10 protein-coding genes are annotated in these 11764 nt (G+C 72.5%); 4 read left to right on the top strand and 6 right to left on the bottom strand.

Features of this window, described 5'->3' with window-relative positions:
* Positions 1-67: 67 nt before the first annotated feature.
* The gene (locus ABD944_RS16715) at positions 68-1246 is read left to right on the top strand and encodes a tyrosine-type recombinase/integrase (RefSeq protein WP_345177352.1); all 1179 of its coding nucleotides are present in this window, start codon (positions 68-70) and stop codon (positions 1244-1246) included.
* An 81-nt stretch (positions 1247-1327) separates the two neighbouring features.
* Here the strand turns inward: ABD944_RS16715 and ABD944_RS16720 are convergent, their stop codons facing one another.
* The gene (locus ABD944_RS16720) at positions 1328-4576 is read right to left on the bottom strand and encodes an ATP-binding protein (protein ID WP_345177356.1); all 3249 of its coding nucleotides are present in this window, start codon (positions 4574-4576) and stop codon (positions 1328-1330) included.
* Between the two features lie 118 nt (positions 4577-4694).
* On the opposite strand from ABD944_RS16720, the gene ABD944_RS16725 reads away from it, so the two are divergent.
* Positions 4695-5336, top strand: a complete 642-nt coding sequence (locus tag ABD944_RS16725) for a hemerythrin domain-containing protein (RefSeq protein ID WP_345177359.1) — start codon at positions 4695-4697, stop codon at positions 5334-5336.
* Positions 5337-5390: 54 nt separating this feature from the next.
* Complete coding sequence (locus ABD944_RS16730) at positions 5391-5816, top strand: DUF4267 domain-containing protein (protein ID WP_345177362.1); 426 nt, start codon at positions 5391-5393, stop codon at positions 5814-5816.
* A 96-nt stretch (positions 5817-5912) separates the two neighbouring features.
* Here the strand turns inward: ABD944_RS16730 and ABD944_RS16735 are convergent, their stop codons facing one another.
* Genes ABD944_RS16735 through ABD944_RS16755 form a run of 5 tightly spaced genes read right to left on the bottom strand, consistent with a single transcriptional unit; the run spans position 5913 to position 10938 of the window.
* Entirely contained in the window at positions 5913-7565 is a 1653-nt protein-coding gene (locus ABD944_RS16735) for a gamma-glutamyltransferase (protein WP_345177365.1), read from the bottom strand.
* 25 nt (positions 7566-7590) lie between these two features.
* A complete protein-coding gene (locus tag ABD944_RS16740) occupies positions 7591-8484 on the bottom strand; it encodes a proline iminopeptidase-family hydrolase (protein ID WP_345177366.1) in 894 nt (297 codons plus the stop codon).
* A 55-nt stretch (positions 8485-8539) separates the two neighbouring features.
* A complete protein-coding gene (locus ABD944_RS16745; protein ID WP_345177370.1) occupies positions 8540-9205 on the bottom strand; it encodes a helix-turn-helix domain-containing protein in 666 nt (221 codons plus the stop codon).
* A 15-nt stretch (positions 9206-9220) separates the two neighbouring features.
* A complete protein-coding gene (locus ABD944_RS16750) occupies positions 9221-10153 on the bottom strand; it encodes a beta-keto acid cleavage family enzyme (RefSeq protein WP_345177372.1) in 933 nt (310 codons plus the stop codon).
* A gap of 29 nt (positions 10154-10182) precedes the next feature.
* Complete coding sequence (locus tag ABD944_RS16755) at positions 10183-10938, bottom strand: SDR family oxidoreductase (RefSeq protein WP_345177376.1); 756 nt, start codon at positions 10936-10938, stop codon at positions 10183-10185.
* 176 nt (positions 10939-11114) lie between these two features.
* Between ABD944_RS16755 and ABD944_RS16760 the strand changes: the two genes are divergently transcribed.
* Positions 11115-11723: a helix-turn-helix domain-containing protein gene (locus ABD944_RS16760; protein ID WP_345177378.1), complete on the top strand. Its 609-nt coding sequence runs from the start codon at positions 11115-11117 to the stop codon at positions 11721-11723.
* The last annotated feature ends 41 nt before the right edge of the window (positions 11724-11764 follow it).

The raw sequence follows: 11764 nt of genomic DNA on the forward strand, positions 1-11764 counted from the left end.
CCGGACCTCGCCCGCAGAATGGGCCTCCCAACCTAGGGACGTCTTGGGACGTCTTGAGTTATGGTCGGTGGTGACCTCGATCGATACGAGGAGGGATCCGTTGGCAAAGATCCTTGTCGGCAAGTACGAGGGGTCGATCTACGAGGAGCGCGACGGGTACACCGGCGCCATCTCGCTCGGGTTCGGCCCGGACGGCAAGCGCCGCAGACTCAAGAGGAAGGGGCGGACGAAAGCACAGGTCAAAGAGAAGCTCATCAAGGCAGTCGAAGACCTTGAGAAGGGCATCCGGGAAGAACGGAACCACACGGTAGAGAAGGCCGTGAACGCACTCCTCGTCCATCTCGCGAAGCAAGGCAAGAGCGAGGCGACCCTGGACACCTATCGCGGCCTCACCGATCACCACATCAACGGCAGACTCGGGAAGATCAAGCTCACCGATCTCACGGCGGACGACGTTGAGGCGTGGCTGGACGAGTGCGCCGAGAACATGACCACGCAAACCCTCAAGATCGTTCACGGCCTCCTCCGTCGCGCGATACGGCTTGCCGAGCGGCGGGACAAGGTCGGGCGGAACGTGGCGCTACTGGTGGACACGCCGCAGGGAAGGCGGCCCACGAGGCGGTCACGGTCCCTGTCGCTGAAGCAGGCGACCCAACTGCTCAAGACGGCGCAGGATCCAGAGCATCGGCTTGGCGCTTACGTCGTCCTTGCAATCGTCTCGGGTCTCCGCACGGAAGAACTCCGCGCGCTCACCTGGGCGGATGTGGATCTCAAAGAGAAGGTCGTATACGTCCTCCGCTCCGACCGGGACGGAGGCGACACGAAGACCAAGAAGAGCCGTCGGGGCATCGCCGTGGCGGACATCGCCGTTGACGCGCTCACCGCCCTCCGCAAGCGCCAAGCCGCCGAGAAGCTACAAGCCGGCGACCTCTGGCAAGGCCACAACCTCGTCTTCTGCAAGGAGGACGGACGCCCCTACACGAGTGACGACGTCCTACGCCGGTTCCAGCGCATCACCCAGGCGGCCAGCATCGGCGCCACGTGGGTGCCGCGCGAGTTGCGGCACACGTTCGTGTCCATCATGAGCGACCAGGGCGTAGCCCTGGAGAAGATCAGCGACCTCGTGGGGCACTCCGACACCCGCACCACTCAGACCGTCTACCGGCACGAACTCCGCCCCGTCATCACTACGGGCGCCGAGCACATGAACACCATCTTCAAAGACGATAAGTCCAGGTCAGCCTGACGAGGGACTCCCCCACCGACTCCCCCTGAGGACGTCCGACCCGCTGAGCAGGCAAGACGCAAGATCACGGCGGAACCCGCATTAGCGGCTGTTGTGAGTGCCTGGGGGCGGGGCGTGGGTGCGGGCGGCGGCGGACCAGTGGGGGGCGTTCCAGTGGGCGGCTATGGCGGCGGCCTGGGCGAAGTGGGCGGCGGCCTCGTCGTCGCGGCCGAGGAGGAGGGCGAGTTCGCCGAGGGTGTGGGCGACCGGGCGCAGGGCCAGCGAGACGCTCTCCGCACCGGCCGGGGGGCCGTCGCGGTGGGGCAGCAGGTCCGCGTAGATCTCCTCGGCGGCGTCGCGGTCGTTCAGGGCGACGATCGCCATCGCGCGCAGGCTCGTCAGGAAGGTGAAGAAGAAGTCGGGCCGGATCGGGGGCGGTGACGTGCGGGTTCGGCGCGCCTCGCCGGTGAGGCCGGCGGCGTGGAGGGCGAGCGCGAGCAGGTCGGTGACCATCGGGCCGAGCGCCTCGTGGAGAAGGCGCACGTCGTCCAGGTGGTCGCCGAGCGTGCCCTCGTTCAGCCAGATCACCGCCAGGGCGAGGCCGAGGAAGCCCGCGTGCACCGATCCGGCGCGCTCCATGCGTTCGGTGGCCTCGGTGTAGAGGCGCCGGGCGTCGGTGAACCGGCCTTCGATGAGCACCAGGGTCGCCAGCGCGATCTCGGCGGCGCTGATCGCCTCCGGCATCCGGTAGGCGCGGGCGAGGTCGAGCGCCTCCTCCGTCGCGCGGCGCATGGTCGCGGGGTCGTTGGCCGCGGCGGCGATCGCGGCCTGGTCGAGCAGCCCGGTCACGCGGTAGACGGGCAGGTCGTGCTCGACGCCGATCTCCACCAGTTCGCGGGCGTGCTCCTCCCCGCCGGGGCCGCCGGCCAGGATCACGAGCGCCGCGGCCCGGAGGCGGGGGTCGGTGGCGAGTTCGAGCGCCTCCCCCGCCGCCGCCATGGCCGTCGGGTCGTCCTCGCCCGCCAGCTCGGCGGCGTACGCGGTGAGGAGGCGTGACCGCACGTCGGCGGCGAGGTCGGTCCGCTCGAGCAGGCGGACGAGGCGGTCGACGACGGGACGGTCGACCGTGCCGTACGTGCGGGCCTGCCAGGGGGTCGGCTCGGTCCAGGCGGTGAACGCGGCGATCACCAGATCGTCGCGGCCGATCGATTCGGCGTACTCCGCGGCCCGCTCGCGCGTGGCCCGCGCCGCGGCGACGGCCCCGGCCCTGACCTGCGCGCGCAGCAGCCTGCCGAACAGGTCGGCGCGCTCGTCCGGTTCGCTGGAGTTGGCGACGGCGTCGGTGAGGAGCGCGACCGCCACGTCGTGGGCGTAGCGCGCCTCGGCCAGCTCGGCGGCCCGGACGCAGTAGCCGACGGCCTTCGGCGATCCCGCCCGCGCGTAGTGGTGGGCGAGCGCCGCGACGTCGCCGGTGCCCTCCAGGGCGGCCGCGATCCGGGCGTGCATCCTGGTGGCCCGCAACCGGGTGACGTCGGCGACCAGTGTGTCCCTGACCAGCGCGTGAACGAACCGGACGCGCCCGGGCCCGGGCTCGTCGAGCAGCCCGGCGATGACGCCCGCGTCCAGGGCGTCCAGCACGCCGTCCTCGTCGGAGTCGGCGGCCCGCACGAGCACGTCCACCGAGCTCTCCCGGCCGGCCACGGCCGCCAGCCGCAACACGGACACGCCGCTCTGCGGGAGGCGCGCGAGCCGGCGCCGCAGCACGTCCCGTACACCGTCGGGTACCTCGGAGAGCGCGACCAGCGCGCCCTCGCCGTTCAGCAGCCGCGCGCTTTCCCGCACGTAGAACGGGTTCCCGCCGGTTCGCTCCGCGATCCCGGCCACGGTCGCGTCGTCGGCCTCGCACTCGGCGCGGACGAGTTCCGCGACGGCGTCGCCTTCCAGTCCGGGCAGGTCCAGCCGGAGCGGCTCGGCGCGGGCGAGGGACCCGAGAGTGTCGGTGAGGCGCTCGCTCTCGTCCGCGCGGTACGCCGCGACGACCAGGATCGGGGCCCGTGCGCCGACGCAACCGCGGAGAAGCTCCAGCGTGGCGGCGTCCGCCCAGTGGAGGTCGTCCAGGACGACGGCTACCGGCCGGTCGGCGGCGACCGCCGCGAGCCAGTTCCACACGGCCCGCCGCAGCCGGAACCGTCCGGCCGCCGCGTCGTCGTCCATCGTCGCGGAGTCGGAGAGCAGCGGCGCCAGGTCGTCCGCGAACTCTCCCGGCGGGACGCTCGACGCCACCGTCCGCAGTGCCTCGACCCACGCCCACGCGGGCGGCGCGCCGTCCACCTCGGGACAGCGCCCGGCGGCCACGAGCCACCCGTCCCGTCCGAGCCGCGCCCCGAAGTGCTCAAGGAGCGTCGACTTGCCGAGACCCGCCTCCCCGGTGACGAGCACGACCCGCGCCCCATCGGCGGTGGCCTCCCCGGCGGCCGCCACCAGCGCCGCGAGCTCGCCCTCACGTCCCACGAACGTTGTCGCGCCGGGCCCGTTCTCCGGAGGCGGCGGCGCGGTCGCCTGGGAACGGGACGCTGGGGCGGGAACAGCCGAGCGGAGGACCTCCGTGCGCTGGGTGAGGATCGCCTCTTCCAGGGTCACCAGGTCCGGGCCGGGGTCGAGGCCCAGTTCGTCGGCGAAGACGGCGCGGGCGCGGCGGAGGGCGGCCAGGGCGTCGGCCTGGCGCCCGCTGCTCCACAGCGCGAGAGCGTGCATGCGCCAGCCCTCCTCGCGCAGGGGCTCGTCGCGGGTGAGGCCCTCGGCCTCGGGCACCACCGCCGCGGGGTCGCCGAGCCGCAGCCCCGCGGCGACGCGCAGTTCGCGGGCGACCACCCGCAGCTCGTTCAGCCGGGCGGTCTCGGCCGCGGCCCACGGCTCGTCGGCGACCTCGGCGAACGCGGGTCCGCGCCACAGCGCCAGCGCCTCGTCCAGCCGGGCGCGGGCGTCACGGGGATCGGCGAGCGCGCGGGCCTCGTCGAGCATCTCCTCGAAGCGCCACGCGTCCACCGACCTCGGCGGCAGCCGCAGCGCGTAGCCGGGCGCCGCGCTCACCAGAAGGCGCGCCGGGGCCCGCGGCGGGCGGCCGGGCTCCAGCAGGCGGCGCAGGTTGGAGACGTACGCCTGCAACGACGCCAGGGCGCGGGACGGCGCTTCGCCGCGCCACAGGTCCTCGACCATCCGGTCGACCGGCACGACGTGCCCGCGCGCGGCCAGGAGCAGGGCCAGGACGCCCCGCTGCCGCGGTCCGCCGAGCGGAACGGGCTCGCCCCCCGCCTCGGCCGCGAACGAGCCCAGCACCCTGATCAAGACCATGAGGCCACACATCGTACGCGCGCCCGGCGGAGGCGTTCCAAGTCGGCTCCAAGTGCCTTCCAAACGTCCGGGAGCAGCCTTGAGCACGTCGAACAGGACGGATGAAGGGCAGGACAGGATGAGCGTCGACACCCAGGACATGGAGATCGTCCACCGCGCCTTCCGCCGCGAGTCGCGGCTGCTCATGGAGCTCGTCGCGGCGGTCGCCCCGGGTGACACCGCTCGCGCCAAGGTGATCGCCGACCACTTCCGCGACTACCGGCTCGGGCTGAAGAACCACCACGAGGGCGAGGACGAGCTGCTGTGGCCGCCGCTCCTGTCCCGGGTGGATCTGGAGGCGGACGTCGTTCTGCGCATGGAGGCGCAGCACGAGCGCGTCGCGGCCACGATGACGAGGCTGGACGCCGCCGTCCCGGCGTGGGAGGCCGCCGCCGGAGCCGACGAGCGCGACACCCTCGTGGCGGCCCTCGCCGAGCACCGCGCGGTCCTGCTCGAACACCTCGACGACGAGGAGGCCACCCTCCTTCCGCTCGCGGCCGAGCACATCACCGAGCAGGAGTGGGCCGCCCTGGGTGACCACCTGGTGGCCCACACGCCCAAGCTCACCCTGCTCACGCTCTTCGGTCTCGTCCTGGAGGACGCGGACCCGGCCGAACGGGCCATCCTCCTCTCCGCCCTCCCCAGACCGGTACGCGGCATCTGGCACGTCATCGGCCGCCCCCGCTACGCCCGCCACATCCGCCGCGTCCGCGCCGCCTGACCAGACCCACGCACCACCCAGCAAGCTCACCGAAGACCCGCAAGGAGAAGAACGATGTCGCTGAAGAACATCAACACCGCCCTGGCCGCCGCCTTCGTCCTCTTCATCCTCTGGTTCGGGACGGAGTTCATCCTGAGCCCGGAGACCACCGCGCCGAGCTTCGGCCTGCCGACCTGGCCGTCCGGCGACGGCGGCGGCTTCCTGATCATCAAGGGGATCCGCGACGTCGTCCTGGCCCTGGTCTTCGGCGTCCTGCTGGTGACGGGCCAGCGCCGGGCGCTGGGCTGGGCGCTGCTGGTGGGGGCCCTCGCCGCGTACGGCGACATGGCCACCGTGCTGGGCCACCACGGCTCCGTGGCCACCGCGCTCGGCGTCCACTGCCTGACCGCGACGCTGATGGTGGTCAACGGCCTGCTGATCATGCGCGAGACCCGCAGGGGCGCGGCCGCTCCGGCGTCGCCCGCCCCGCGGCACGCCTGACCCCGCCGGCCGCGGGTGCGGCCGGCGGCGCACGCCTGGTGCGGTGGGACCGCGCCAGGCGTGCGCGTGCCGGTCAGAGGCCTGCGGCCGTGCCGGTCAGAGGCCTGCGGCCTGGCCGGCGCGGCGGGGGCCGGCGGACGCGTGGAGCGTCCCGGTGTCGTCGCGCCAGGTCATGTGGAAGCTGCCCATCTGGTACTGGTACGGCGCCATCGGGCGGACGAGGATCCCCATGCGGGCGACCTCCGCGACGACCTCGGCGGGCAGGCGGCTCTCGACCGTCACGGAGTAGTCGTCGGCGAGCGGCAGCATGCGGGGCGCGTCGTCGGCCGCGTACGGGTCCAGGCCGTGTTCCAGGATGCTCGTCATGACCTGCGGCACCGTGATGTGCGGGATGCCGGGCGTGCCGAGGGCGAGCCACGGGCGGCCGTCCCGCAGGAGCAGCGTGTTGCCGATGACCGAGCGGATCCGCCCGCCGCCGGTCAGCCAGCCGCCGAGCATGGCGGTCAGGCTGCTCGTCATGGTGCTGCCGATCATCGGGACGCCGCCGATGACCTGGCCCGGGACGCCTCCGCCCTGCACCGTGTTGACGAGCTGGACCCAGTTGCCCTGGGCGTCGACGACGCTCAGCTCGCAGCTGCCGACGGACTCGCCCGACCGGCCGGTCGCCTCGCCCAGCGCGCCCGGCGCCGAGGTGAGCCGGACGTGCTCGGTGAGGTCCACTTTGGTGCGGCTCATCCGGAGAACGGCGGCGAGCGCGCGGTGGTACTCCCGCGACATCAGCACGCTGCTCGGGTCCTCGAAGACCTCCGGGTCGTTGATGAACCCGGTCTCGTACGCGGCGCGGCGCAGCGCGTGCGCCATGTAGTACAGCGACTCGGGCGACTCGGCGTAGTGCCCGAGCTCGGCGACGCCCAGCTCGTGCAGGATGCCGAGGACCATCGCCGACATGACGGCCTGGCGCTCCGGCGGCGCCTGCTGGACGACCTCGACGCCGCCGTGCCGGTAGCGCAGGCCGTCTCCCCACCGGGGCTCGTCCTGGCGCATGTGCCGCATCTCGATCGGCCAGCCGACCTCGTTCGCCCGCTCGACGAACAGCCGCGCCCACTCACCGTCGATGAACAGGTCCGGCCCCTCGGCGGCCAGCTTCGTCAGCGTCCGGGCCAGCTCCGGCTTCGGCCACCGCTGCCCGGCCTGCGGAAGGTGCCCGTCGGGGGTGAAGTGGCGCCGCCCGGACGCGGTGTTCATGTACAGCTCGGCGCTGTGGCCGAGGACCAGGTGTTCGAAGGAGTCGACCTCGTGGCCCTCCTCGGCCCAGTGGATCGACGGCGCGCACAGCCGGTCCCACGGCCGCGACCCGAACCGCTCGTGCATCGCCTTGAGCCCCGGCATGAAGCCGGGGATGACCGCGCAGGGGCCCTCCGGGATCGCGGTGTACGGCCCCGACGAGATGGCGACCGGGCGGAACGGCGCGAGCCCGGGCACGATCGTGCCCATGCTGTTGAGCTCGTGGCACCGGCCCTGCTCGGCGTTCCAGAACAGCATCGTGACCGTTCCCGCGTGGCCGGTCATGTCCTGCTGGATCGTCGCGTTGAGCAGGCTTCCGACGATGGCCGCATCGATGGCGTTGCCGCCCTCGCGCAGGATGTCGAGCATCGCGTCGGTCACCAGCGGGTGCGCGCTGGAGCACACCGCCTCCCGGCTTCGCGCCGTCGTTTTGGGGCCGATCCGGCCGACCTTGGTTTCGCTCATCGTCCCGTCCTTGTCGAGAGAGGGTTCACCGGCGCCGCGCCTCGACGTCGGTCAGGAACGCCGAGGTCTCGGCGATGAAGGCGTCCGGCTCTTCGAGGAACGCCATGTGCGAGCTGTCGTCGAAGACCCGGAACCTGGCGCCCGCGATGCCGTCCGCCAGCACGGCCATGTGCTCCGGTGCGGCCTCGTCGTGGCGCCCGCAGGTGACGAGGGTGGGCACGCGTATCCGCGGCAGGCGCGGTGTGACGTCCCAGTCCGCGAGCGCGCCGGTGACCGGGCCGAACTCGCTCGTCCCCCACAGGGCCGCGTACACCTCGTCGCCGAAGCCGCCGAGCGCGTCCTTGAGCGGTGCGGGCCACGGCCGCGTCCGGCACATGTGCCGGCGGTTGAAGACGGCGAGGGCGTCCCGGTACTCGCGCGAACGGACCGTGCCGGCCCGCTCGTGCTCGTCGAGCGTCCGGACCACGTCCTCGGGAAGCCGGGCGCGCAGCGCGCGCACCCCGCCGATCCAGCTCGCCACGCTCGGCGGAGAGCTGTTGAGCAGGAGAGAAACCGGCGGCACGGGCGGGTCGCCGAGCGCGTACTCCAGGGCGAGCCATCCGCCCCAGGAGTTGCCGAAGAGGTGGAACTCCTCCAGGCCCAGGGCCGCAACGACCGCCCGAAGCTCCTCGACGAAGTACGGGATCGTCCACGACGGCCCCGGCGGCCGCCGGCCGGACTCCCCGCAGCCCGCCTGGTCGTAGAAGACGACTTCCCGGTCGGCGCCCAGCCGGGCGAGCGGCGCCAGGTAGGAGTGCGGCAGGCCGGGCCCGCCGTGCAGGCACACGATCGGGGTCCGGCCGGGGGTGCCGGCGCGCCAGTACGCGACGGAGCCCTGCGGCATGGAGACGAAGCCGGTCGGCTTCTCGGAGAGGTTCACTGGCGTTTCCCGACGACCGTAGGGACAGGGTGAAGGGTGCGCGCCGAAACCTCTTCTAGTACGAGGCGGGCGTCTGCACCCAGAGCAGTTCCGACGAACCGCGGGACAGGTTCTGGCTGCCGTGGACGTCCTTGCCGGGGAAGGTGAGGCTGTCCCCGGCGGACAGGCGGTGGGTCTCCGACCCGACGGTGATGGCGACCTGCCCCTTGAGGACGAACACGAACTCGGTGTCCGCGCCGTGGGCGAACAGCTCCGGGCCGGTCCCGCCGCCGGGTTCGAGCTTCACCCACAGCACTTCCAGGCATCCGCTGGCGTCCGAACTGACCTGGGCCTCGGTGATGCCGCGGTCCGGGTACTCGTACGCGGCGCGTTCGTCGTGCCGGACGATCTGGCTGCGCGACAGCGTCGCCTGGAACAGGTCGCCGATGTGGGCCCGCAGCGCCTGGGCGATGCGGACCAGGGTCGGCACCGAGGGCGACGCCGTTCCGTGCTCGACCTGCGAGATGAACGCCGCCGACACGCCGGCCTGCTCGGCCAGGTCGCGGACCGCCATTCCGCGCTGGGTCCGCAGGCTGTTGATGTTGCGGCCGAGCAGCGTCTTGACGGCGTCGGCGTCACCGTCCGGCGCCTCGTCGCCGCGGGCCCCCTCGGCGGGCGGACCGCCGAAGTGGCCGGGGCGCTTGTTGCCGCTCTGGTGATGTGCCGGCGGTCGAGCAGCCAATGCGCTTCCACTCCTCTATGAGGCCTTGTACCAGGGTCCGAGCTCGCTGCGCAGCGCGTCGGGCGTCGCGATCGGCCTGGCCAGCAGATCGGCGAGGCCGGTGGCGACGTGGACGAGTTCCGCGTTGCTCTCCGCCTGCCGGTCGCGGCGGACCCGGATGTTGTCCTCCAGGCCCACCCGGCAGTCGGCGCCCCACGACAGCGCGGTCGCGACATGGCGGAACTCGCCCGGGAAACCGGTCGCGGCCACGCTGAGGCTCGCAGCGTCGGGTCCGAGGATACGGGCGGCCGCCTGGGACAGCATGAAGAAGTCGTCGAGGGCGTTGCCGGCGCCGCCGAGCACGCCCAGCACGAGCTGGATCCGCACGGGCCCCTCGAGGGTGCCCTCGTCGAGCAGGAAGCGGATCATGGACAGGTGCCCGAGGTCGTAGGCCTCCAGCTCCGGCGTCACGCCCAGGTCGCGGAACTCGGCGGCGAAGCGGCGGATGGTGCCGAGCGTGTTGGTGAACACGCCCTCGCCGGACTTGTCCAGGACCTCCTGCTCCCAGGCGTGCCGCACCTTCGGCCAGCGCGCCCTGTCCGGGAAGCCCTCGTAGTTCATCGTCCCGAGGTTCAGGGTGCCGATCTCCGGCCGGCAGGCGCGGATGCCGGCCAGGCGCTGCTCCTCGGGCATCCCCGGGGTGCCGCCGGTGCTGATGTTGATGACGGCGTCGGACCGCTCGCGGACGCCGGCCACGATCTCGCGGAACAGGCCGGGGTCGCCGGAGGGGCGGCCGTCGGGCTCGCGGGCGTGGAGGTGGACGCACGTGGCGCCCGCCTCGGCGGCGGCGACGGCCTCCTCGATGATGGCCTCCGCGCCGCACGGGATGTGCGGGCTCTGGCTCGGGAGGACGTCGCCGCCGGTCACGGCGGCGGTGAGGACGCACGGCTCGTACTTGTCGCGCAACATGGCTGATCCCTTCGGTAACGGTGGGTACTTCAGGACGCGAGCGTGCCGAGGTCCGCCGGTAGGCAGACGCCGGTCACCGCGGAGGAAAGATCACTGGCGAGGAACGCGAAGAGGGCGGCGACCTCGTCCGTGCCGATCAGGCGTTTGACGGGCTGGCGGTCGAGCATCAGCTCCAGCACCTGCTCCCGGGTGAGGCCGCGCAGCGCCATCTGCTCCGGCAGCTGGCGCTCGACCATCGGCGTCGACATCCAGCCGGGGGCGACCGCGTTGACGGTCAGTCCGTGCGGCGCCCCCTCCAGCGCGGCGACCTTGGTGAGGCCGTTGACCGCGTGCTTGGCCGAGACGTAGGCGGCCTTGAACGGCTCGGCCACCAGGCCGGAGACGGAGGAAGTGATGAGGACGCGCGACGCCGGGCGGCCGGTCAGCTCCGCCCAGGCGGCCTTCATGGCCAGGAACGGGCCCTTGACCATCACGTCCATGAGCCGGTCCCACTGCTCCTCGGGGAACTCGGGGATCGGCGCGACGAACTGCACCCCGGCGTTGAGGACCAGCACGTCGAGGCGCCCGTGGCGGCGCAGGGCCTCGGCGACCATGAGCCGGTTGCCCTCGGCCGTCGCCACGTCCGCGACGAAGTCGCAGGCGCCGCCCTCGGCCAGGTCGACGCCGACGACCTCGGCGCCCGCCCGGGTGAGGGCGCGGCAGATCGATTCGCCGAGCGCGCCCGCCGCACCGGTGACCAGGGCGACCCGGCCGGTGAGCAGACCGCTCAGGGAGGTTTCGAACACGCTGGTCAGCGCCCCCTCGCTCGTCGTGGCGGTTCACCACATCGTTACTGTCACTTAGGGGGCGTAAGCTATACTTACGTCGAGAAGGGCGTCAAGGACGAACTCGTTCCCGACGCCGACGCTTCACGCTGTTCAATATATTGACCCCACCTGCCCGGGTCGGGCAGGCTGTCACCATGCCGCGCAGCGCAAGGCCGACAGAGGCCGGTAGACCGGGCGACCCGACGCCGCCGACGCCGTCCATGGCGGTCGTGGGCAACCTCGTACGCGAGCTGCGCCGCGCCGCCGGCCTCAGCATCGCCGCCCTCGCCCAGGCCTCCGACCTGAGCCCCGGCCTGCTGAGCCAGATCGAGCGCGGCCAGGGAAACCCCTCCTTCACGACGCTCGTCAAGCTGTCGCAGGCGCTCGACGTGCCGGTCGGCCGGTTCTTCCTCGCCGACACCGAGGCCGGCGCCCTGGTCCGCGCGGGCACCCACCGGCGCCTGCTGCTGGCCGACGAGAACCTCGAGTACACCCTGATCACGCCGCACATGAACGGACGGCTCGGCATGATCAAGGCGCAGGTCGCCGCCGGGTGGAGCAACGAGAGCGCGCCGTTCGAGCACCCCGGCGAGGAGTGCATCCTGATCACCGAGGGCGAGCTGATGGTGTCCATCGCGGGCACCGTCCACACGCTCTACGAGGGCGACTCGATCACCTACGACTCCGGCCTGTCGCACTGGTACCGCAACGCCACCGACCGCAACGCCGTGCTCGTCGGCGCAATGACCCCACCGTCGTTCTGACAGACGGAACACCCAGGCGCAGCCGTTCCGGCTGCGCCTGA

This window comes from Actinomadura verrucosospora (assembly GCF_039540335.1).
In the GTDB taxonomy this organism is placed as follows: Bacteria; Actinomycetota; Actinomycetes; order Streptosporangiales; family Streptosporangiaceae; genus Spirillospora; species Spirillospora verrucosospora.